The sequence below is a fragment of the Myxococcales bacterium genome (genome assembly GCA_016717005.1).
GTDB lineage: Bacteria > Myxococcota_A > Polyangia > Haliangiales > Haliangiaceae > UBA2376.
Window position 1 is genome coordinate 695,474 of sequence record JADJUF010000039.1, and the last position, 23,201, is coordinate 718,674.

At 72.6% G+C, this 23,201-nt stretch carries 20 protein-coding genes; 8 read left to right on the forward strand and 12 right to left on the reverse strand.

The features are described 5' to 3' along the window. Positions 1-25 precede the first annotated feature (25 nt). From IPL61_33940 to IPL61_33955, 4 genes are all read left to right on the forward strand, one after another. The gene (locus IPL61_33940) at positions 26-2,197 is read left to right on the forward strand and encodes a pre-peptidase C-terminal domain-containing protein (GenBank protein MBK9036192.1); all 2,172 of its coding nucleotides are present in this window, start codon (positions 26-28) and stop codon (positions 2,195-2,197) included. A 530-nt stretch (positions 2,198-2,727) separates the two neighbouring features. Further along, on the forward strand, positions 2,728-3,408 hold the full coding sequence (locus tag IPL61_33945) for a hypothetical protein (protein ID MBK9036193.1): 681 nt from the start codon (positions 2,728-2,730) through the stop codon (positions 3,406-3,408). Positions 3,409-3,456: 48 nt separating this feature from the next. Then, positions 3,457-3,780: a hypothetical protein gene (locus IPL61_33950; GenBank protein ID MBK9036194.1), complete on the forward strand. Its 324-nt coding sequence runs from the start codon at positions 3,457-3,459 to the stop codon at positions 3,778-3,780. 27 nt (positions 3,781-3,807) lie between these two features. Then, the gene (locus tag IPL61_33955; protein ID MBK9036195.1) at positions 3,808-4,920 is read left to right on the forward strand and encodes a hypothetical protein; all 1,113 of its coding nucleotides are present in this window, start codon (positions 3,808-3,810) and stop codon (positions 4,918-4,920) included. A 1-nt stretch (position 4,921) separates the two neighbouring features. On the opposite strand, the gene IPL61_33960 is transcribed toward IPL61_33955, so the two are convergent. After that, positions 4,922-5,911, reverse strand: coding sequence for a hypothetical protein (locus tag IPL61_33960; GenBank protein ID MBK9036196.1), 990 nt, complete (start codon positions 5,909-5,911; stop codon positions 4,922-4,924). A 563-nt stretch (positions 5,912-6,474) separates the two neighbouring features. After that, complete coding sequence (locus tag IPL61_33965; protein ID MBK9036197.1) at positions 6,475-7,206, reverse strand: transposase; 732 nt, start codon at positions 7,204-7,206, stop codon at positions 6,475-6,477. Between the two features lie 798 nt (positions 7,207-8,004). Between IPL61_33965 and IPL61_33970 the strand changes: the two genes are divergently transcribed. Next, on the forward strand, positions 8,005-8,628 hold the full coding sequence (locus IPL61_33970) for a hypothetical protein (GenBank protein ID MBK9036198.1): 624 nt from the start codon (positions 8,005-8,007) through the stop codon (positions 8,626-8,628). A gap of 33 nt (positions 8,629-8,661) precedes the next feature. Here the strand turns inward: IPL61_33970 and IPL61_33975 are convergent, their stop codons facing one another. Then, on the reverse strand, positions 8,662-11,991 hold the full coding sequence (locus IPL61_33975; GenBank protein ID MBK9036199.1) for a DEAD/DEAH box helicase: 3,330 nt from the start codon (positions 11,989-11,991) through the stop codon (positions 8,662-8,664). A 349-nt stretch (positions 11,992-12,340) separates the two neighbouring features. On the opposite strand from IPL61_33975, the gene IPL61_33980 reads away from it, so the two are divergent. Then, positions 12,341-12,634 carry a hypothetical protein gene (locus IPL61_33980; protein ID MBK9036200.1) on the forward strand — a complete coding sequence of 98 codons (294 nt, stop codon included), beginning with the start codon at positions 12,341-12,343 and terminating at the stop codon, positions 12,632-12,634. Between the two features lie 408 nt (positions 12,635-13,042). Here the strand turns inward: IPL61_33980 and IPL61_33985 are convergent, their stop codons facing one another. The 8 genes from IPL61_33985 to IPL61_34020 form a co-directional block, all read right to left on the reverse strand. Next, complete coding sequence (locus IPL61_33985; GenBank protein MBK9036201.1) at positions 13,043-13,387, reverse strand: hypothetical protein; 345 nt, start codon at positions 13,385-13,387, stop codon at positions 13,043-13,045. A gap of 175 nt (positions 13,388-13,562) precedes the next feature. Then, complete coding sequence (locus IPL61_33990; protein MBK9036202.1) at positions 13,563-13,934, reverse strand: hypothetical protein; 372 nt, start codon at positions 13,932-13,934, stop codon at positions 13,563-13,565. A gap of 208 nt (positions 13,935-14,142) precedes the next feature. Next, complete coding sequence (locus tag IPL61_33995; GenBank protein ID MBK9036203.1) at positions 14,143-14,676, reverse strand: hypothetical protein; 534 nt, start codon at positions 14,674-14,676, stop codon at positions 14,143-14,145. A 67-nt stretch (positions 14,677-14,743) separates the two neighbouring features. Next, positions 14,744-16,258, reverse strand: coding sequence for a hypothetical protein (locus tag IPL61_34000; GenBank protein ID MBK9036204.1), 1,515 nt, complete (start codon positions 16,256-16,258; stop codon positions 14,744-14,746). A gap of 2 nt (positions 16,259-16,260) precedes the next feature. Next, on the reverse strand, positions 16,261-16,599 hold the full coding sequence (locus tag IPL61_34005) for a hypothetical protein (protein MBK9036205.1): 339 nt from the start codon (positions 16,597-16,599) through the stop codon (positions 16,261-16,263). A 240-nt stretch (positions 16,600-16,839) separates the two neighbouring features. Further along, positions 16,840-17,604: a hypothetical protein gene (locus IPL61_34010; protein ID MBK9036206.1), complete on the reverse strand. Its 765-nt coding sequence runs from the start codon at positions 17,602-17,604 to the stop codon at positions 16,840-16,842. Positions 17,605-17,635: 31 nt separating this feature from the next. Further along, on the reverse strand, positions 17,636-18,241 hold the full coding sequence (locus IPL61_34015; GenBank protein ID MBK9036207.1) for a hypothetical protein: 606 nt from the start codon (positions 18,239-18,241) through the stop codon (positions 17,636-17,638). A gap of 172 nt (positions 18,242-18,413) precedes the next feature. After that, complete coding sequence (locus IPL61_34020) at positions 18,414-20,603, reverse strand: hypothetical protein (protein ID MBK9036208.1); 2,190 nt, start codon at positions 20,601-20,603, stop codon at positions 18,414-18,416. Positions 20,604-20,888: 285 nt separating this feature from the next. Between IPL61_34020 and IPL61_34025 the strand changes: the two genes are divergently transcribed. Next, the gene (locus IPL61_34025) at positions 20,889-21,692 is read left to right on the forward strand and encodes a hypothetical protein (GenBank protein ID MBK9036209.1); all 804 of its coding nucleotides are present in this window, start codon (positions 20,889-20,891) and stop codon (positions 21,690-21,692) included. 152 nt (positions 21,693-21,844) lie between these two features. Then, positions 21,845-22,663, forward strand: a complete 819-nt coding sequence (locus IPL61_34030; GenBank protein ID MBK9036210.1) for a hypothetical protein — start codon at positions 21,845-21,847, stop codon at positions 22,661-22,663. 52 nt (positions 22,664-22,715) lie between these two features. Here IPL61_34030 and IPL61_34035 read toward each other — a convergent pair whose 3' ends face one another. Then, on the reverse strand, positions 22,716-23,147 hold the full coding sequence (locus IPL61_34035) for a hypothetical protein (protein ID MBK9036211.1): 432 nt from the start codon (positions 23,145-23,147) through the stop codon (positions 22,716-22,718). Between the last annotated feature and the right edge of the window lie 54 nt (positions 23,148-23,201).

A 23,201-nucleotide genomic window follows, 5' to 3' on the forward strand; every position in this document is an offset into this window, starting at 1 on the left:
CGTGCTCTTGGGACTGGCAACACCCATGAAGACCCAGACGATCCTCCGTTTCACGCTCGGCTGCCTCATCGGCGTGGCCGGGTGCGCCGATTTCGATGATGGCAAGCCCGACGAGAGCGACGTCAAGGGCGGCGCGGACGGCAAGGCCGAGGCCTGGGGCTCCGCCGACAACCCCGCGCTGTTCAGCGACTCGCTCGAGTACAAGCTCGCCGAGCTGCCGATGAACGGCCAGGCCACCAACGTGCCGTGGGCCGGCAACTACTGGCCGGTCTACCAGGACAGCATCAACCACAAGTGGGCCGGCGCCTCGAGCGAGTCGCCCTCCGCGAAGTACGGCCGCGCGTTCGGCGTGACCGGCGTCGAGGACGCCGTCTCCCGGAACCACGGCATCGACGCCCAGTCGTCGCGCACCGCGTGCACCACCGACGCGCAGTGCAACGCCCAGATCGGCGAGTCGTGCGCCATCCGCGAAGGCCAGACCAACGGCCGCTGCATCCCGACGTGGTGGGGCATCTGCCACGCCTGGACCCCGGCCGCGATCCTCCTGCCCGAGCCCAAGCACGCCGTCACCTACAACGGCGTCGAGCTGAAGGTCCAGGACATCAAGGCCCTGCTCACCCTGGTGCACAACAGCACCAACACCAAGTTCGTCTCGCTCCGCTGCAACACCGACGCGCAGGGCACGCCCGGCATCAACTTCGACAACTACGGCCGGCCCCAGGGCGGCGACGCCAGCTGCAAGGACACCAACCCCGGCACGTACCACGTCCTGCTCGCCAACTACCTCGGCAAGCAGGGCGCGTCGTTCGCCGAGGACCGCACCTACGACGACGAGGTCTGGAACCAGCCGCTGCGCGCCTACCGCGTCACCGCCCAGACCGAGGTCTCGGCGCTCGAGGCCAACAAGCTCGTCGGCGTGACCCCGCAGGGCGGCACCACCACCGAGAAGACCGGCTCGGTCGCCAAGGGCGCGTGGGCCCAGCTCGGCTCGTTCCCGGTGACCGCCGGCTCGAACTTCACCGTCGCGATGACCGGCACCGGCGACGCCGACCTGTACGTCAAGTTCGGCAGCGCGCCGACCGCGTCGAGCTACGACTGCCGCCCCTACGGCGGTGACTCCAACGAGACCTGCAACCTGACCGTCCCGGCCGGCGCCACCCAGGCGTTCGTCGCGGTGCTCGGCTACAGCGAGACCGCCGCCACCTACACCGCCAGCATCACCAGCGGCGGCGCCATCCCCTCGACCTACGTCTTCAACGACAAGGCCGTCAAGTTCTTCAAGGTCCACACCGAAGTCGACTACATCTCGGAGTCGAACGCCTCGACCGACGGCAACCTGGCCTCGACGATCGACCGCTACACCCACACCGATCGCTACGACTACATCCTCGAGATCGACGCCGCGGGCAAGATCATCGGCGGCGAGTGGCTCGGCGAGTCCAAGCGCGCCCACCCCGACTTCGTGTGGCTGCCCATCAGCGTCCGCGGCTCGTCGGTCGCCGGCGGCAAGATCACCTACGCCAACGTCAAGACCATCTACGACCTGTCGATGGCCGATGGCAACCCGCCGACCACCGGTGGCGACAAGGTCGTCGACGAGGCCGGCACGGTCACCAAGGGCGCCTGGAAGCACTACGGCCCGTACAACGTCGCCGCCGGCGCCACGTTCACCGCGGTCATGACCGGCGACAACGACGCCGACCTGTACGTCCGCAAGAACGCCGCGCCCACCGCCGCGACCTACGACTGCCGCCCCTACCGCAACGGCACCGACGAGGAGTGCTCGATCGTCGGCCCCGCGGTCATCTACGTCGGCGTCAACGGCTACGCCGCCTCGTCGACCTTCGCGCTCAAGATCACCTACAAGGAGGGCACCGGCGCCCCGCCGGTCGAGCCGCCGCCCGCCGCCGTCACGCACCTCGACACCTCGGGCTCGGTCGCCCAGGGCGAGATGAAGCTCTTCACGATGGACGTCATCGCCGGCAAGAAGATCGTCATCCGCACCACCGCCCCCAACGACGTCGACCTCTACATCATGATGGGCGCCGCGCCGACCACCAGCGCGTACACGATGCGCGCCTGGACCTCGTCGGGCGCCGAGACCATCGCCTACACGCCGACCTCGAACGGCACGCTGCAGATCGGCGTCCACGGCTACGCCGCGTCGACCTTCACGCTCAAGACCGCGAACAACTGAGTTCCTCGGGAGGCCTGTCGCCAGGCCTCCCCTCGTCGGGGCAAGCCCGACGAGCCTCCCCTCCGAGACGCGAGACTCCCGGCGCGTGGACCGGTGCTCGACCGAACACGTTACGTCCTCTGAGCGAACCGCTCGCGCGTCCGAGACGGCCCGGCACACAGCCCGGGCCGTTTGCATTTTCGGGGAGCCGGAGCCGGAGCCGGAGCCGGAGCCGGAGCCGGTGTCGGAGCCGGAGCCGGAGCCGGAGCCGGTGTCGGAGCCGGAGCCGGAGCCGGAGCCGGAGCCGGAGCCGGTGTCGGAGCCGGAAGCCGGAGCCGGAGCCGATCCCCGATCCCGATCTCGGATCCCGATCCCGATCTCGGATCCCGATCCCGATCTCGGATCCCGATCCCGATCTCGGATCCCGATCCCGGATCCCGATCCCGATCCCGATCCCGATTCCCGATCCCGATCCCGGATCCGATCCGCCGCTGGCGCCGCCGAACGCCCGCCCACGAGCCCCGAGTCATCGTGGTATACGCATCGCCGTCGTGGACGCCCAGAGCCTGCCCATCACCGCCAGCGCGCCCGCGCGCGTGCTGGTCGCCGGCGATCGCTTCGCGATCCCGGCCGGGGCCGCGCTGGTCGAGGCGGCGGCGGCGCTGCGGCGGGCCGCCCTCCCCGACGCCCCCGTCGACGAGCTGCGCGCCGCGGCCCGCACCGCCGGCGAGGCCTGGGTCGACACCATCCTCGACGGCTTCGTCCTGGCGCTGGCCGCGGCGGCCCGCGGGCGCGCAGCCGGTCGCCGCACCGCCAGCACGATCCGCGATCTCGCGGATACGATCGTCGGCTCTGGCACCCGCCGGCTCGACGCCGTCCACGCCGACGGCTTCATCGCGTTCCTCGACGCCCACGTCGCCGACGGCCCGGCCGCGACGATCGTGTTTCCATTGGAGCCAGCGCTGGCCGAGGCCCTGACGCCCGCGCTCGCCGCGGACGTGCCGCCGCCGGTCCTCGCCCGCGCGCTGCACGCGACCGTCGACGCGACGCTGACCAACTTCCTCGACGCGCCGCTGGCGCTCCTCGGCCTCGGCCTGGTCGTGCGCACCGGGGTCCGCATCGGCCGCGCCGCCGTCGCCAGCCGGGTCCGCGGCGAGATCGAGCGCGCGGTGCGCGACCCCGCCGCCGCCGCGCGCCTGCAGGCGATGCTGCTCGGCTACGTCGCCGGCTGAGCGCGTGATTCTGCGCCACCGCCCGGCGCCGCGCCGTACAATCGCGGCATGACGCGTGCGCCGATCGTCCTGACGCTGGTCCTGCTCGGGTGCGGCGACAGCACGACCCCCATCGACGCGGCGGTCATCGACGCGGCGACCGTGGACGCCAGCGTCGACGCCGGCGCGCCCGATTGCGACGGCGGCTGCGCCGGCGCCGGCGAGGTCTGCGGCGACTCGCCGGTCGATCTCGACGCCGGCGCGCGCCCGTGCGGCGCCGGCCTGGTGTGCTGCTACCCGTGCGGCGTCGCCAACTGCGAAGACCGCTGCATCGCGCCGTGCGCGCCCGGATCCGGCTGCCAGGAGAGCGGCTGCCCCGGGCCGTTCCCGTGAGGCGCGGCCTCGGCCCTCGAGGCGCCGATGCGCGATGAGGTGGTCTGGACCGACGAGGGTCGCGCGACCCTCGCGAGCCTGCGGCGCCACAGCGTGTTCCTGCACACCGGCGCCGACGACGCCTCGCTGAACGCTCACGTCGCCGCGTCGATCACCCGCTTCACGCCGCTGTGGCAGCGCGGCCTCGCCTTCGCCGGCCCGGTCGGCCACGCCGCGGTGGTGTGGACGCACGCGCGGCTCGCGACCGGCGCGCTGCCGGACGACGTGACGCCGCACCAGGCGGCCTGGGCGGTCACGCTGATCGGCGGCTACGCCGACGTGGTCGACCAGCTGTGCGAGCTGGTCGTGCGCCGCGGCCCGGCGTTCGCGGTCGACGCGCTGATCGCGACGCGCTCGATGCGGATCGTCCGGCACGCGCCGCGCGGGTCCCGCGGCGAGGACGACGACGCGATCTGGGTCGACGGCGCCGACGCGCCGACCGAGCTCGACGCGCCGACCGGGCTCGGCCTCCAGTACGATCACGGCAAGGAGCGCCTCAGCTACTACCTCGCGCAGGTCACCGACCACGGCGACGAGGCGACGAGGGCGGCGCTCCGCGCGGCGGTCGCCGAGCGCTGGCACGCCGCGTCCGCACGCGCGCGATCATGCTTGGCGATCGCGACCGACGACGCCGCGCGCGCCGCCGAGGTCACCCGCGCGGCGCTCGATGACGGGGGGCCGAGCTGGCGGGCGCCCGGTGAGGTGTTCTACCTGCTCCGCGACGCCGCGCTGGCCCGGCGTGCGTTCAGGCCGGGGACCAGCCTCGACCAGCGGGTCATCGCGAACCTGGGGGCGGCCGCGCTGCCATTGTTCGAGCGCGCGCTCGCCGCGAACGACTACGCGACCGGACTGCGCGCGCTCTACGACCTGCGCGGCCCGCGCACCGCGCGCATCTTCGGACGCTTCGCCGAGCGGCGCCCGTACGCGGCGCTGGTCCACAACTACTTCGCCGACTCGCCCGAGCTCCTGCTCGGGCTGCGCCGCAACCGGTCGATGGAGCCCTACCGCTTGCAGCTGCACAAGCTCGAGTCGCGGCTGCGCATCGCGCACGACCCCACGCCGCCGCGCCCACGATCGCCGCGCCCAGCCCGCCGGCCGTGAGTCACGCCGCGGCGCGGAACGCCTGCAGCTCGGGCCACGCGGTCGCCAGGAAGTCGAGCTGCGCCGGCGGCGCGCCGCGCACCAGCCGTAGCCACGGCTCGGCCGCGCCCAGCTCGCGCGGGCCGTCCCAGCGCGCCGCCGCGAACGCGCGCACGAGCCACGCGATCCGCATCGTCGCGACGGTCACCGCGCACTCGAGCTGCGCCACCGACGCGTCGTAGACGCGGATGACCGCGTCGGCCTGACCGCGCCGCGCCGCGACGATCATCGCCACCAGCGCCCGGTTGGCGACGATGTGCTCCCGCACGCCGCCCGGCTGCACCCGCGCCAGCCGCCGGTCGAGATCGGCCAGCCAGCGGTCGGCCCCGTCGAGGTCGCCGCGCGTCGCCAGGGCGAACGCGAGCAGCGCCACCGCCTGCACGCGCGCGTCGGCGCTGAACTGCAGCCCGCCCGTGCGCTCGACCGCCGCGAACTCGGCCGCAGCCTCGTCGAGCTGACCGGCGTGCAGGAGCGCCATGCCCAGGTGCAGCCGTGCCATCGCCTGGTAGCTCGGCTGGCGCCGGTAGTCGTGGACCACCGCGCGCGCCAGCTCGATCGCGCGGGTCGACTGGCCCGCCACGCGCGCCGCCTCGGCCGCGGCGACCCGCGCGCCCAGCTGCTGGCCGCCGCGCAGCTGTCGGTACAGCCACGACAGGACGAACAGCAACAGCAGGAAGGGCCACGCGACGCCGAGCATCCCGAGCACCACGTCGCGCCAGGTCCGCACGCCCGGCGGCCCCGAGTACAGCGCGTACACCGCCGCGAACGTCATGATCAGCACCAGCCAGATCGCGAACGTCTTCCGCGCGCTGCTCACCGGCACCGCCGGGTTGTCCTGCGGCTCGGGCGGCGGCTGGTATGGGGACGGCGCCACCGCATCCCCCGCCGCCGCGCTCGCGCCCGGTCGCGCCGCGGGCGCCGCGCCGATCAGCTCGCTCAGGTCGTCGCTCATGGCGGCATTGTAGTCCTCACAGCCGGGCGCGCGGCGCCGGACCGGTCAGCTCGCGCAAGCCGTCGCTCATCGCGGCGGCGGCGCCGTCGCAGCTCGACGCGCGCCGGCCCCGGACCTCGCGCGGGTCGTCGCGCATCGGCAGCGTCGCCCGCGCAGCTGGACGCGCGCCGGCGCCGCCCCCATCAGCTCGCGCAGCTCGTCGAGCATGGCGGTGGCGCGCGAACCGCCGGGCGCCAGCCGACCGGCAGCCGCCCGACCGCCAGCGCCGGCCCGGGACCTCCGCGACGTCGACGAGGCCGCCGCAAGCCGCCCGACCCCCAGCGCCGGCCCGGGACCTCCGCGACGTCGACGAGGCCGCCGCAAGCCGCCCGACCGCCAGCGCCGGCCCGGGACCTCCGCGACGTCGACGAGGCCGCCGCCAGCCGCCCGACCGCCAGCGCCGGCCCGGGACCTCCGCGACGTCGACGAGGCCGCCGCCAGCCGCCCGACCGCCAGCGCCGGCCCGGGACCTCGACATTGACGAGGCCGCCCGACCGCGACCCGCCACATGCCCGCGGCCCGGCTCACGGGGCCGGCCCGGGGACATCGTCGACGTCAATCAGGCCGCCGCCGCGGCGCCAGCCGACCGACAGCAACCAGGTGTGCGGCGCGGCGGTCGGACATCCGTCGCGAGCCAGCGCGCGCAGCCACGGAGCGTCGGTCCGAATCGCGGCCTTCCAGCCGTCGAACCACAGCGCGCTCGAGAACGGATCGACCCAGCCAGGGGCGAGCACCTGGCCGCGCGCGGTGACGTGGTGCCGGGCGTTGAGCAGGACGTAGCGCAGGGCGTTGCGCACCTCGCGCGGCGTGCGCAGCGGGCGCGCGTGGTAGCGCTGGGCGAACAGCCGGCCGCGGCGGCCGAGCAGCACGTTGAGGCGCCGGGCCAGCCGGATGGTCAGGCCCTGCATGCCGCGCGCGAGCGCCGCGGCGCCGGCGGCCTCGACGACGAGGTGGAGGTGATCGCCGAGGACGTTGTAGTGCGCGACGCGGAAGTCGCCGCGGTGGCCGCCGGCGCTGATGGCCGCGCGCACGACCCGCATGACCGCGGCGCGCCGGAACGACGGCAGGCCGCCGACGACCTTGAGCGTGACGTGCACCGGCACCGACGCCGGAAAGCGCACGCGCGGCAGGTGCGCGCAGCTGCCCTTGCGCTTCTTGCGGCCGGCGCCCGGACGCCAGCCGCCGTGCCCGGTCGGGCGACGCGCCTGATCCAGCGTGAGCTGGATCGGCGTGCGGGGGCGTCGGGTGGCGCTCATTTTTGATTATGGCATATATAGCTCAGCGCGAGCGATCGTCAAGCCTCACGTCGAGGGGCATGGGGTACAGGCGGGGCTGGCTCCTGACAGGTTCTTCCAACGGTGCGCGTCCAGGTAGTTGTCGCCGAAGGTTCATGCGACGGCCTGATGCTGTGCCGCCGGATCGGGGCTGAGCACGACGGTGCCTAGTTCCTCATCGAGCCGCTCTGGGTTCGCCAGCCGGGCGCGCTGGCACTGCGCGTGACGGCGCTTGAGAATCGTTGGCGCTCGTCCCTCGTGTCGTTCGGCCCATGCGCCCCCGTCAGGCCGCGACAGCGGCGCGGTCACCGGCGGGCGCGCGACGTGCGGGACATGGCATCGCCTGACCGCGGCATTGGTACCGGCGGAGCACGGCCGCCTGCAGCCCCCGAACAGCCACCCCGACCTCGACACCGCCCATCCGCGGCCTCGATCGCTCGGCTGCGCCGCGCGGTTCGCCTTGACCGACGACGACCGGCGGCTCGTCGCGCTGCACGGCGGAGCCCACGGTGGCCGCCTGCGCTGGGCGCGCAGGCACCCGCCCCGACCCAGTCGTCAGTCTCGCGCACCGCAGTGCGGACCAGACGTCGCGCCACGCTCGCCCAGCGTGCTGGTGTCGCCGCAAGCGGCGCCGCTGCGCCGGTCGCCAGCGGTGACATCGCCACCGCCCGGAGCGATCACCCGCTGCGCCGTCGCGACGCGGCGCGCGCCCGCCGCGCGGCAGCGACCGCCGCGCTGGCGCTCGGCGCGCGCGGGCACCGCCGTGGTACGCCACGGTCGATGTCCCGCCGGACCACCCTCCCCGTCGTCGCGGTCGCGCTCGTCGCCGCGCTCGCGCTGCTGTGGTGGCGCCGCGACGCCCGCCCAGGCGCGCCCCCCGCGCCGGTCGACGCCAACGCCGGGACCGGCGCCGGCGCCCCCGCGCCCTCGACGCCAGGCGCGCCACCACCGACCGCCGCCGCCGAGCGCGCCCGGGTCCGCCGCCTCCCGGCCGACGAGCACCGCCGGCTCGCCGCGCAGATCGCCGGCGCCCGGCGCCGGGCCCAGGCTGCCCGCGCCGCCGCCCCGGGGGCCCCGGCGATCACCGACGACGTCCGCATCCCGCTCGATCAGATCGCCGGCCCGCTGCAGGACGCGCTGCAGCAGTCGATCTCGATCCTCGCCGAGTGCTACCAGGATCTGCCCGACGGCGCGCCCGGCCGCACCGCCGCAGCCGCGATGACGCTCATCACCGATCCCGAGTTCGGCACCGTCATCGACACCGCCGCGATCCACGATCGCACCGGCCAGCCGATCGATCCCGCGCTCGACGCGTGCCTCCGCGACCGCATCGACGAGCTGGCCCTGCCGCCCTTCGGCACCGGCGGCACGATCGCGCTCGAGTACACGTTCCGCTTCGACTGACCGCCTCGCCGCGCGCCCGCGCCCGCCGCGCGGCTACTGCGCCAGCAAGAAGCGCAGGTCGTCGGCCGTGAGCGCGCCGATCGCGCGCGCGTCCTCCGCGAACAGGCCCTCGAGCAGCGCGCGCTTGCTGCGCTGCAGCTCCAGGACCTTGTCCTCGATCGTGCCGTCGGCCACCAGCCGGTAGGCCGTGACCGCACGGGCCTGGCCGATGCGATGCGCGCGATCGATCGCCTGGGCCTCGACCGCCGGGTTCCACCACGGATCGAGCAGGTACACGTAGCTCGCGGCGGTGAGGTTGAGCCCGGTCCCGCCGGCCTTGAGACTGATCAGGAACGTCGAGCACGCGGGGTCGGTCTGGAACCGCTCGACCCCGGTCTTGCGATCGCGGGTCTGCCCGTCGAGGTACTCGTACGTGATCCCGGCCGCGCCGAGGCGCGCCCGCGCCAGCGCCAGGAACGACGTGAACTGGGAGAACACCAGCACCTTGTGGCCGGCGTCGACGACCTCCGCGAGCTGCTCGAGCAACACGTCGAGCTTGGCGCTGCCGTCGACCGCGCGGTCCGGCGTCACGAGCGCCGGCGCGCACGCCGCCTGGCGCAAGCGCAGCAGGGCCTCGAGCACGTGCATCGTCGACCGCTTGATCCCATCGGTCTCGATCCGGGCCAGGAGGGTCGCGCGGTAGCCATCGCGCAGTTGATCGTAGAACCGGCGCTGGGCCGGCCCGAGCGCGACCTTCAGCACCTGCTCGGTGCGCGGCGGCAACTCCGGCAGCACCTGGGCCTTGGTCCGGCGCAGGAGGAACGGCCGGAGGGTGCGCGCCAGCGGCGCGACGTCGCCCGCCCCGACCGGCGCCGCCGTCTGGACCTTCCGCAGCGCCGCGACGTCGCGGAACATGCCGGGGTTCAAGAACTCGAAGATCGACGCCAGGTCGCCGACGTGGTTCTCGATCGGCGTGCCCGACAGCGCCAGGCGATGGTCACCGCGCAGCAGGCGCACCGCCTTGGTGAGCTGGGCGTTGGGGTTCTTGATCGCCTGGGCCTCGTCGAGCACCACGTAGCTCCAGGCCCGGCCGGTCAACTCGAGCACGTCCTGGCGGACGGTCGGGTAGCTGGTCACGACCAGATCGGCCGTCGCCAGGTCCGCCAGCCGGGCGCCGCGATCGGCCCCGGTGTAGTTGACGACCCGCAGCGCGGGCGCGAACCGCGCCGCCTCGTCGAGCCAGTTCCACACCACGCTCTTGGGCGCGACCACCAGCGCCGGCCTCCCGCCGCGCGCCTCGACCACCGCGGCCAGCACCTGGACCGTCTTGCCCAGGCCCATGTCATCCGCCAGGCAACCGCCGAAGCCGAGCTCGCGCAGGAACGCCAGCCAGCCCAGGCCGTCGCGCTGGTAGGGCCGCAGCTCACCGCGAAAGCCGCGCGGCTCGCGACCGGCGACGATGCCGGTGAACGCCGCGATCCGGTCGCGGAGCCGGGCGAACCGCGCGTCGACCTCGACCTCCGGGACGGCCGCGAGCAGCAGATCGAGCATGACCACGCGGCTGCGCGGCACCCGCAGCCGACCACCGTCGATCGCACCGACCAGGCTGAGCCCAGCGAACGCGGTCCCCCAGGTCTCGGGCAGCGCCGCGTGGCTGCCGTCGGCCAGCCGCACCAGGTTGCGCCCCGCCGCCAGGGCCGCGACCAGCGCCTGACCGTCGATCGCCTCGCCGCCGACCGTCGCGCCGACCGCCACGTCGAACCAGTCGACGCCGGACGACACGACCGCGCTCCAGTCGCGCGCGACCTGGACCGGCTTGGCGCGCAGCCACACCTGCCATCCCGACGCGACGAGATCGTCGACCGACGCCACCAGCAGCGTCGCCGGGATCCACCACTCGTTGGCGTACCCCCACGGCGGCCCCAGGCGCGAGATCGCCTCGTCGCGCCGACGGGCTTCGACGCCGCGGTCGACCGGGTGCAGGCGCTGGCCGACGGCGTCGAACGCGAACACGCCGTCGTCGTCCGCGTCGCGACGGACCTCACCGTAGCGGAAGGCGATCGTGCCCCGGTAGTGGCCCGGCGACCGCTCGTCCAGTTCGAGCGACGGGACCGGGGCCACCGGCTCGATCCGCCAGTCGAGGGCCGGCGCCAGCTCGAGCGCCGGGGCCTGCGCCGCGCCGGCGAACTGACGCAGGAACGCGCTGATCTGGCCCCGGGGCACACGCATCGGCGCCGCGCCGGTCACGAGCCACCAGCGCGCGAGCGCGGCGCCATCGGCGACCACGATCAAGCGTGCGTCGACCGCGACGCAGCCTCCGCCGAACACCGCGGACAGCGCCGCCAGCGGGATCCGCTCGTCGCCGCGCGCCAGCCAGCCGACCACCGACCACCCGCCGTCGACGGTGTCGGCGACCGCCGAGAACACGACCCGGAACGGTCCACCGCCATCCCAGCGCAGCGGCCGCAGCGGCGCGTCATCATCGTCGCCGACGTCGAGCCATCCCAGCCGGCCGGTCGCCGCGAGCGCGGGCACGATGCGGTCGACGGTGGCCGCGTGGATGAGCACCGCGGCCCGGCTCTGCCGCTGGCCCCAGCCGATCGGGGCGGGCGGCCCGACCGGCGCCGCCGCGCGCAGCGCCGCGACCGCGAGCCGATCGTCCGGATCGTACAGCGCGTCGCGGCCATCGAACCCGAGCCGGCACGCCAGTCGCGGTCCCAGGGTCCCATCCAACCGCTGGCCGCGCTGCGCCGTCCGGACCTCGGCGAACAGCATCGCGTCGCGATCGGAGGCGTCGGGCGCGCCCGCCGCGTGTTGCACCAGGTGGTACTCGAGGACCCCGGCGGCGTCGGTGCGCGGCGCGGGCGCGGACGCGCGCTCGACCTCCGCGATCAGCGCACGCCAGCCGGCGCGGGGGCGCCGCCGGGAGCGCCGCTCGGCCGCCCGCGGCCGCGGCGCGCGCGGGCGCTTGAGCTCGACGCGGGGCGCCGGCGCCGGCCGTTGGATCGCCTGGGCCCCCGGCGCCGGCGACATCCACACGTCCTCGACGCTGAGCGCGACCCTCGCGCCCGCCAACCCCAGGTCCGCGCGGCGCAGGTCCAGCGCGAGCAAGAACGAATAGAGGTGCTTGCACGCCTCCCCCCGGTCGCCGACCGGGCACGAACACGCGCCGCGCAGCACGCCAGCCAGGTGGATCGGCGCGGCCAGGTTCATCACATAGGGCCGCGACGCCGAGCCCTCAACCGTGGCCACGGCCGTCCGCGCCTCGAGCTCGACCACCCGCACCCGGCTGACGTAGCGCTGCGCTCGGCCGATCGTGGTCGCCGAGAACCAGCGCACGCAGCGCTGCGCCAGCCCGGACGACGGCGAGTTGGCGACGGGCATCGGGCGGATCACATACCGCGCCCGTCTGACGAGCGACCGATCCAGGCCTCGGGCGGCGTCGAGGCCGGTCCGGGGCGCGGTGTCCGTGAGGTTCCTGGTCCGACGATCGCCGGCGGCCAAGCTCGCGACGACGGCGGCGCCCAGCTCGCGCTCGGTCGAGCCGGACCGCGGCGAGGGCGCGTCGCCGCGGTGGCATCCGGTGCGCGTCCCCTTGATGCCACCGCGCGGCGCGTGCGCGACCACGGGGCCGCGACCGCCAGCGACCAAGACGAGCCCCGGCGCGTCGCCGGACCACGACGCCCCCACGCCGCGCGGCGCTGGCCCGGCCGTTGCTCTGGTGACCGGCACCATGAAGACAACCAGCCTCCTGTTCGCCACGCTCGCGCTCACCCTCGCCGCCGCCGGCTGCGGCAAGCAGACCGAGGCCACGCCCGCCCAGCTCGAGGCCCGCCTCGTCCAGCAGAAGGACGCCGTGTGCGCGTGCTCGACGCAGCAGTGCGCCATGGACGCCAAGGGCAAGGCCGAGCAGATCCAGCGCACGTACAGCAAGCTGGTCGCCGCCGACAAGATCCCCCAGGCCGTCGTCGACAACTACGACGCCATGAACACCTGCTACCGCGAGGTCAACGAGGGCAAGCGCTGACCCACGCCGCCGCCGCGCGCGCGCCGATCCCGCGCGCCGATCCCGCGCGCCGCGCCGCGCGGTCTCAATCTCGCAAGAAGAGCGGCGGCTCCACGACGTCGAGCTCGACCGCCGCCCCGACGCGGTGCGCGCAGTAGGTCCCATCGGTCTGCTCGTCGTAGAAGCGGTCGCCCAGCCACATGTGGTCGGTCGTGCGCGCGCGCCTGCCTGGCGTCCAGCGCCGACGGCAGCTCGCAGCCGGCGCAGTTATCCAGCGCTGCCGAAGGGGCACAGCGGCCGCCGGTCACGCCGGTCACCGCCGCCGTCGGACGGCAGCCGCACACGAACGCTATCGACGCGAGCAAGGTGAGCCGCGCCGCGCCCGAACCGCGCCGAACCAACCAACTCGCCGACATCTCCAGCTCCGACCTAACTCCCGAAGCCCCAGAGCTCGGTGACCTTGGGTGCGCCGTTGACGACCGCACCGCACGCGAACAGCACCGTCGAGGCCACCCGTCCGCCTGCGAAGATCGTCCCCTGCTCTCGAACGTAGAGCGCGCCATCCTGGTAGCGAGACCGGAGCTCCACCTTCCAGTACCAGATCTCGCCCGCGCGCGGGGCCGGCGGGACGCGCGACGCGCGCTGCTCGTGAGGTCGAAGCGCGAACTCGACATCCGGTGCGACGACGACCACCACGTCGGTCCCTGGCCCGGCGAAGCCATGGATGCTCAGCGGCGTGCTGCCGTAGTCCGCCTCCAGCGCGGCCTCGAGCACGCGGCGAGCGTCACGCCGAGCCTCCGAACTCCAGGCGGTTGGCGCACCCTCGCAGCGCGGCGGCGCGACCGCGCGCAGACCACCATCGTGCGGGGCGTGCGCGCACGCGGCGCACGCCATCGCCACGACGACAGAGACCCTGAGGAGGTCACCGGTTGGTCCCATGTCACGCGCCCTACCCGAGGTGCATCGGAGGTGAAACGACGAGGATCTCGAGGCGGTCGCCTCGACGCTGGACACAGTACTCGGCCGGCACGACCTCATCGATGAAGACCCCGCGATCGTCGAGCCACGTGTGATCGGTGACCGTCAGCCGGACAAAGACGTGGCCATCGAAGCCGACGCCCACGACCTCGATGGCGATCAAGAACACGGGCGTGAACGGGCGCGCGCGGGCGAGGTCATCGAGCGCGGCGACGTCGCCCGCGAACCGGGGCGCACCCGCCGGGAGGTCCAGCGGGCGCCCGTCCGCGGTCCGATAGAACCGGGTCGAGGCCCCGTGCGCGTCGAGGTTCGTGAGCAGTCCCCGCTGCCCCTCGGCGATCATCAGCCCGGCGAGTGTCTGGCGGACGAGCGCATCGCTCGCCGCGACCGATCGAACCGGGCCATCGGCGCACGGCCCGCACGAGAGCCCGGGCTCTGGCGCGTACGTGCACGGCCCAGCGCCCGGCACGCGCGCGCCCAGGCGAGGCGCACACGCCGCGAGGCAGAGGAGCGCCAGCACACCGCTCATGGAGACGTGGGCTCGTACCATTCTAGAACGACCAGCGCGGAATGATGCGCGTCTCTGCGCCCGGCCCGACGACGACGCAGTAGTAGGTGGTCATTTCGCGACGAAACCTCGGCGGCGTCCCGGACGGCGACAAGATGTCGACCTGGACATGAACTCGGTCGCGTGCTGAGTATCCAACGGTCTTGAGCGAATAGAGGACCGCATCGGGCTGCTTTGCATCTGGCGACTCGCTCGCATAGCCACCGACGCGAGCCTTGATCGAGTCCGAGCTGAAGTAGCGGGTCGAGATCGCGGCAGCGAGCGCGTCCTCGTACGGTGGCGTGCCTGGCTCGAAGGTCGCGACGGTCATCGTCCGACCATTGACCTCGCCGACCAGCAACGCCATCTGCGCCGCCTCGAAAAAGGCACCCTGCTCGGCTGGGGCGACCTCCCCGGGCGCATCGCAGGGCATCGTCCCGGAAACCGGGCTCCGACAGATCGGCGATGGCTTGGTCGGCGCCGAACACGACGCCAGGAGCCCGACGATCATGATTTTCGAGATTGCTAGATCGTCCATGCTCACTCTACGCCACGACGTTGTCTGGGTCAGTTTGTTGTCGAAGATGACGAGACTCGCCGACTCATCAGTCCGAGATAAGAAAGACCGGAGCAAGCACATGGAGCTTCAGCTGGCCGCCGACCCGCTGCACGCAGTATGCCGCGTCGCTCTTCTCGTCGTAGAACCGGTCGCCAAGCCACGCGTGGTTGACGACCTCGACGCGCACGAGCACGCGATCATGGCCCGCGTACCCGAGCACGTGGAACGTGGCCAGGTAGACGGGGCGGCGCGGATTCTCCTTGGCAACCGAATCCAGCGCGCCGACACCGCCGACGACCGGTGCGTCACCGGCCGCCGTCGGGTACAGGTCGCTTGGGATCGCCTCGAAGTACCGCAATGCGAGCGGGTCGCTGACGCCGTCCGTGAGGTTCCCGGTTCGTCGATCGTTGGCGACCAAGCTCGCGACGACGGCGGAGCCGAGCGCGCGCTCCGCGGAACGAGAGAGCTGTGAGGGCGCATCACAGCCATGGCAACCATCCACGGTCTCCTTGATGCCACCGCACGGAACGTTCGCGACACGACCGCCACAGCCAGCGGAGAGAACAAGCAGCGCAGCGAGGGCCGAGAGCAGCGCCAACGTCGATGAGATCACCGTCGCGTGACGCTTATTGTAGGCGTACAAGTGAGACTTCATCGCATTGACGGTCTTCGCCTTCTCCATGGCACTGCCATCGAGCGGGTGAGCGCCCGCCCCGAAGATGTTGCACGCGTGACCGAACTCATGAATGATGACGTTTGAATAGTAGGTTTCGTTTCCAGCGGCCTCGCGTGCCATCTGATCGCCTTTCAAGAAGACGCACTTCGGTGCCCGCCTCGCACCACCAAGGCCACCGGGTGGCACCGTGACCGCTCGAATCCCGGATTCCCACTCGCTGGCGACCTGCCTCCGGATGTTGGCCGCCGTCCCAGGGACCTTGACGGGCACCTTGTGTTCATCCATGATTCGGTGCAGCCGAGCGACCTTCGCGGACCGGCCGACGCCAATTTTTTCGCTGATGAAGTAGAACGGAAACACCAGCGCAGGCATATCTGCCCTTTCCTGGGCCGTCGGCTCCTTGGACTGGCGCGTGACATCAAACGATATGATATGCTCAGCGAGATGCCCTTTCAGCTTGTCAGTCCACTGGTCGACCCTGGCGAGGTGCCCTGCGAGGCGACTCATCATTTCACGGCCAAACGCTGGCATGACGCCATCTAGATCATAGAGACGCAAGCTGACCTTCTTGGGCTTCCGAGTCGGCGGAACGAGTGACTCCGGCGGGACGTAGCCATACTGGCGGAGATACTCTCGAGCTTCCGGTGGCCTAAATTCACTTCCGTCGAGGTCGCCCAGTGGCTCTATGCGCATCGGCGTGCCCGTGCGGCGGTGCTCGGTCGGCCCAACTACTGGTTGAGGTCGCGCGCCCGACCGGAAGGGTCCGGCATCGTCGCGTGACGCGAGCAAGTGCAGGTAGAGCTTTGCACGCTGTTCGGGATCGAGACGACCGATCGAGGCGGCCAGCTCGGCGAGCCTTGCGTCCCGGTCCTTTGGGCCCGGCATCGCTAGCGGTCCTCGCCGTTCCCGGCGCCGGCCGGCGTGCGGCCGTCGACGACGGTCTCGGTGCCGGGCGGCGCGACGACCATCGTCTCGATGTCGGGGTCGCCGAGCTGGCCGGCGCGGATGAGCGCGACCCGGCGCAGGTTGTCGAGCTCGCGGTGCCGGACCTCGGCGGCGGCCCGCGACACGTCGATGGCGCGGTGGAGCAGGCGGAAGTCCTCGAGCACCGGGCGCGTGCCGGGCAGCGCCTCGATGAAGGTCGAGCCGGTCGGCACCACGACCTCCTCCTCGCTGGGGAACGGGCGATCGTCGAGGGCGTCGAGCAGCGCGTGGATCTTCGGCAAGACGGCCGCGAACGGGTGTGGCTCTCATGCTGATCACCGACGGGCGATGGTCGCCGGCCGGTCCGGTTGCCGGCGCGTTACTCGTCGCCACCTTGGGCGCCTGCCAGGCCGCTTCCTCGTCGGGTCGCCAATGATCTCGATCGTTTGGCGGGCGGCGGTTGTTGCTCAGGATGAGATCCACACCCGCGCAGCCTACCGCGAGCCGCGATCACCTGTCGCGCCCGCGGCCGTTGGCAGCGGCTACCAAGCCTGCGCGGAGATCCCGGTCACCGGCGCCCAGATCCGGGCCAGCGCCCGCTCGGCCCACACGGCCGGCCGATGGTAGCGAACCACGTAGCGCACGAACCCGGCCACCGCGGCCCGCTGGGGCGCAGTCAAGGACTGGACCTCGGGAAGCTCGGGCGGATCCTGGTCCGCACGCAGCGGCAGATCGACGACGCGCGCCGCGGTCAGCACGACCTCGGTCGCCAGCGACCGCAGCATGAAGGCCGGCAGGTAGTAGCGATACCCGGCCAGGTTGCCGAACGTGAAGACCGTCGTGCCGGTGCCGAAGTAGTCGAGGACCTCGCCCGGGATCTGCGCCCAGCCGCGGTCCTGGTCGTCCCATGCAACGTCCGGCTCGCTGTGATAGTCGAGGCGGAAGGTCTCGGTCAGCCCGGGCCGGCCGCGATCGTCGACGTCAGCGAACGCCGCGCGGATCGCGCCGACCAACGCCGCTCGCTCCACCTGCCGCGCGCTGGGCTCGGGCAGTGGCTGCCACGCCGCCGGTGGGGCCTCATCGCCGACCGGCGCGCGCACCGCGGCGCGCCAGCGCTCGGCGCTGGCCCCGAAGTGTTGGAACGCGCGCTGGGCGTGGAAGAGCTGATCGAGCAGCGCTGGGTCCACGCAGTCCTCGTCGGTCCAGAAGCAGACCGGGCACGTCGCCCACGACGGCGTCGGCGCCGCGAGCGTGCGATGACCGCAGCACGGGCACGGCCACCGCTCGAGTCGCTCGCCGACGCTCATCGATCCGCCCGAGGTCGCCCGAGCACGCCGGTCAACCGACTGGGTCATTGTCGACGTGGTCGGCCGGGTTCTGGATCGTGAATGGCCACAGCCACTCGCGCAGCGCGCGGGTGCCACGCAGAAACGCCGGGTCGCGCGGCTCGCACAAGGTCGGCCACACGGTCAGCAGCTTGCAGTCCCCGAGGTCCTCGACCGTCGGCGCAGGGTCGCACGCCGGCATCGGCGGCAACTGCGCCCAGATCGCGGGGCCGATGAGCGTCACCGGGTACAACCGGCGCAACCGGTCGTTGGTGAGGTAGTCGAGCATCGCGTCCTCGTGCAGGCGCGCATCTGTCGACGCGTCTATCTCCGACACGCTGTCCATCGACTGAAACACCTCGCGTCCGGCGAAGGCCCGTGACCGGAATGAACCGACGAAGCCGTGCGCCACCGGATAGGTCGACACCATGTCGCACAGGAACGTCCTGACGTCGTCACCCATGACCTGGCGCGCCGACGTCCAGATGACGCACATCGGCCGCCGTTGCCTGCGCTGGTTCGCAGGATCGAACGGCGCGAGGTAGACGGTGATGTCGGTGGTCTCGCATGGGTCCTTGCGCCAGATCGTGACCGCGTTGTACTCGGGGTGCGCGACCACGTCCGGGAGCCGCGCCAGCGGCAGCGCCCGCGACCGCGCGCCCGCCGGGCTGCTCGACGTGACCCGACCGGGCACGACCCCGTTGGCGGCGAAGAACCCCGCGATCGCACCGGCGACGACCTCGCGGGACGCCGGCTGATCGAGCACGCGCAGGTAGACCGCGAGGTGCTGGCTAGTCCGTGGTGCACTCATACTGCTCTTTGCATGGATCGTAGTACTCGACGCGCGCCTCGAGCTCGATCTCCTTGTTGCGATAGCAGCGCTGCATCAGCGTGTCCATGATCGCCTGGCCGCCGAGGCTGCTGTCCGCCGGCGCGTACGAGCCGTCGGGCTTCACCAGCTTGTTGTAGTACAGCGGCACCAGGTGCTGGTAGTCGGCTGCCTGGCGCGGGCCGTCGCGCTCGCCGTCCGGCCCCTTGGCCTTGAACTCCCAGATCTTGCAGCCGCTCGGGTCGACGCAGTCGGGCTTGTTGTGCTTGCGCCCTTCGGACGGGAACTTCGCCTCGGCGGTCGAGCTCACCGGCACCGTGCACCCGAACCGCCCCCACATGCGCTCGTGCTGTTGCTTGCCGTAGTTGTTCGAGAACTGCAGCATGATGTCGTAGTTGCCGGCAAGGGCCGGATTCGCCTTCAGCCGGTCCAGGCGCTTCCGCTCCTTGCTCAGCTTGGTCTCGAGCGCCTTGCCGGCGCGCTGGGTCTCGCGCTTGTCGGCCAGGAGCTTCACCCGCGCCTCGAGCGCCGGGAGATCCGCGATGACGCCGTCGATGGCGGACCTCATCCGGTCCTTGATCGGGTCGGCGATCGTGCGCGCGGCCGCCTTCTGCTCTGATTCGTCGCCTGGGCCCCAGTCCTGGGCGCAGTAGCCCGCCCAGATGTCCTTCATGCCCTGGCAGTCCAGGACGTAGACCGCCTTCGCGCGTGCGACCCAGACATCGACGTCGGTCTCGAGCTGCGAACCGGACGACTGCGCGCCGCGCGCCAGCCGCTCGATCGCCTCCTTCACCGCCGGCGCGTCCTTGCCCTTGATGACGTTGGCGCAGGCCTGCTCGGTCTTCTTGAAGTTGTCCTCGAAGGTCTTGAACGTCTCGTCGGCGTCGCGCTGCTCGGCGGCCCGGATCTCGCTCCACGGCCCCTCGCTCACCGAGATCGCCTTGGCGCGCTGGAGATCGTCGCCCTCCTCCTTCATCCGCTCCTTGGCCTTGTCGAGGCCCGCGATCACGGGCTGCGCGATCGCGTCGGCGAGCTTGGGCAGGTCCTCGATGCCGTCGGTGTCGCTGCCGTTCTTGCCGATCGCGTCCTGCAACTCGCGCTCCTTGGCCACGCACCGGTCCGGCAGCGGGTCCATGTCGTGCTGGTGGAGCTTCAGGTCCTCGAGATCGTCGAGGGCGTCCTTGAGCTGGCGGATGCCCTCGGGCCACTTCTCGAGGATGAGCCGGGTCTCCTTGTCGGTGGTCGCGGTCCGGCCGAGCGCCTCGACGCCCCGCTCGATGCTCTGCAGCAGGCCCTTGGCCCGCTCGACCGAGCCCATGCCCGAGTCCTCGGACACGCCGGCGAGGGTCGTCCACAGCTCGCGCGCGTCCTTGTTGAGCTGCTCGATCACTGCCTTGCGGCCGCCGGCCGAGTTCCCGAGCCGGGCGAGGACGTCCTTGACCTCAGGGTGGTCGACGCCCTTGGTCAGGTTCTCGCACGCCCGCTGGGTCTGTTCGAAGCTCTTGCGCCACACCTCGAACGAGCGCCGAGCGGTCTGCGCGACCGCGCCGACCAGCTCGCGCCAGGGGCCATCCCCGCGGAAGTCGTCGGCGCTGTCGGCCAGGTCGTCCATGCGGTCATCGTTGCGGCGCAGCTCGTCGAGCTGACGCTTGACCGCGTCCTGGATCGCCGCGGCCTCCTTGGGCAACTCGACCAACCCGTCGGGATCGTTTCTCGACTCGTACTCGCGGGCCCTGCGGACCAGCTCCTTGTCGCGCTCGCCGCAGGTCGTCGCGATCGGTTCGGCCTGGCGCATGCCGGCCTTCAACTGGCGGAGGTAGTTGCTCGCGTCGTTCCAGTCGTCCTGGATGTCGCGAAACCCCTCTGCGATCCGCTTGGCGGACGAGTCATCGCCGGCGACGCGCCCCAGATCTTCAGCGTAGCGCCGCGCCTCGTCGACGTACCCGCGGGCGCGATCGATCGCGCTGTCGTTCGAGTCGTCCGGCAGGCGCGCCAGCGCGTCGGCGGCGTCGCCGAGCTTGTCCTCGATCTTGCTGATGAGATCGCTCTTGTCGTCGGCCCGCAGCGGCGCGCCCGGCCGGCAGACCAACGCGAGCGCGAACGCCGCGACCAGCCAGTGGATCGATCGTGTCAGGGCCCGGATCCGGTTCATGACGGCGCCTCTCGATTCGGCAAACTCGACGACTGGCAGCCGCCACGGATTGCGCCCGCGCCACCTCGAAGCCCTCGAAGTTCGCACGTTACCGAGAACCACCTTCCAGGACCATCCTCCCGCTGGGGTGATCGCCTCGTGGTGACGTGGTCGAACGAGTGGCGGGCCGCGCGCCGCGGCGTACAGTGCACGCGAGATGCGCGACCTGGGGACGCGGTTCGCGTGCGGAACGCTCGACGCCGCCGAGACCGGCGAGTGACGTCGCCGACGCTCGGGTTCTGGTTCGTGCACCGGACGCCCCTGTTCGAAGATCGATACGTCGCGCCGCTGACCCGCCTGCTCACCGACGACCGCTGGCCGTGGCTGCCGTCCATCGTCCGGCCGACGCAGCGGCCAGGTCAGCCGCTCTACCCGTGGCGCGGCGGGAAGACCGCGCGCGCGGCGCTGCCGGGCGTCGTCGCGGACGTGCTTCGCTCCGAGCTGACCGAGGGCGTGAACCTGGTCGCGAGTCGCACCGAGGCCGGGAACAACGCCTGGTACAACGTCGAGAGCGGCCGCCCTGGCCATCGCCACGCCAGCCAGTCGTATCCGTTCGACGCGCGCGGGCTGTGCCGCACCGACGTGCCGACGGGCAAGGGCATCGACGCCTGGCTCGCGCTCGTGCGTGAGCTCGCCGCCACGCTCGACCCGGGCAACGGCATCATCGCGGCCGAGGCCGACGAGCGCGTCCTGCTCGCGCGCATCTTCGTCCAGGGCAGCCCCCAGCCGCGGATGCCGCCCGACCACCCCGCCAACGAGTCGTCGCGCATCGCCCGCGTGCGCGACGTGCTGGGCGAGCGCTACGTGCGGCCGCCGGCCTGGGCGACGTTCTTGCGCCGCGCCCACGTCGACGCGGTCGGCGGTCGTGACCACCTGCTCGCCGTCGTCCAACCGCCGGTCGTCCACGACGTCGGCGACCTGCTCTACCTCCAGCTGTCCGCCTCGGTCGCCGACGCCCTCGCGCCCGAGACCGAGGCTCGCCGCCGCGCGCTGGCTGAGCTGCTGGCACCGATCACCGTGCCGCTCGCCGATCCGGCCCCGGCCGGCTGACCGTGTCCGGCGGACCGCGCGACCAGCGCGATAAGTCAGGGGCTCAACCTGCAGACCGAGCTGATCACCTACGCGCTATCCTCGGCGACGGTGCGGAACCAGCTGGGCGAGCTGCTGGACGAGGCGACGCTCGACGTCGCCGAGACCGGGGAATGACCCCGCCATCGCTCGGCTTCTGGTTCATCCATCGCACGCCGCTGTTCGAGCCGACACCCGCGCGCGCGATCGCGCGGCTGCTCACCGATCCACGCTGGCCGTGGCAGCCGAGCCTCGTGCGACCGATGCACCGCACCGGCGGCCCGATCTACCCGTGGCCGAGCGGCAAGGTCGCAGCCGTCAGCCTGGGCCAGACGATCGAGGACATCATGCGCAGCGACCAGGCCGAGGCGATCCACCTCGTCCTGAGCCGCAAGGACAGCGGCAACCACGCGTGGTGCGTCGTCGACAACGGGCGCCTGAGCTCGTACCAGGAGCGCATCGCGTTCCCGATGCGAGCCGTCGGGATGTGTCGGAGCGCGGTGCCACCGGGCACGTCGATCGACGCCTGGCTCGAGCTGGTCCGCGGCCTGGCCGTGGTCACGACTGCGGTCCACGGGGTGATCTGGGTCGACACCGACGAGCGCCCGATCGTCGCCCGGCAGTTCCTGTCCGGAACCTCCCAGCCCAAGCAGCCGCCCGACCACCCCGCCAACGAGTCGTCGCGCATCGCCCGCGTGCGCGACGTGCTGGGCGAGCGCTACGTCCGGCCGCCGGGCTGGGCGACCTTCCTGCGCCGCGCGCACGTCGACGCGGTCGGCGGGCGCGACCGCCTGCTCGCCGCCGTCGCGCCGCCGGTCGTCCACGACGTCGGCGACCTGCTCTACCTCCAGCTGTCCGCCTCGGTCGCCGACGCCCTCGCGCCCGAGACCGAGGCCCGCCGCCGCGCGCTGGCTGAGCTGCTGGCGCCGATCACCGTGCCGCTCGAGGCCTGACCGCGCACGGTCGAGGCGGCTCGTGGCCGACTCGGGAGATTGACCCCGCCCCTCACCGCGGCCCGAGCATCCAGCGGCCGTGGGCGGTGATGCGGGCGCGCAGGCGCTGCTGGCCCTCGGGCGAGAGGTCGTAGGGGCTCCAGACGATGGCGGCGTGGAGCGTGAGCCAGGGCAGCGGATCGGCGAGGACGGCGGCCCAGGGATCGGGGACGGCGAGGGCGTAGACCAGCGAGGCGAGCTCGTCGGTGACGTCGGCGTGGGCGGCGCGCAGCTCGGCGTGGGGCAGCGCGTGGGGCGTGGTCAGCTCGACGGCGAGGGCGCGCGGCTGGTCCCAGACCTCGCCGAGCAGCGCCACCCGGTGCGCGCGGGCGGTGCCGGCGGCGACGGCGGGCCACTCGAGCGCGAGGTACGTGCGGTGACGCGACACCTGCTGCCGGGCCAGGGTCGGCGCGGTCAGCAGGTCGGAGGGCTCGGGCGGCGGCATCCCCCTACTGATCGATCACGACCGCCGCAGCCTGCGCGGCGGTGGCGGGCCGGA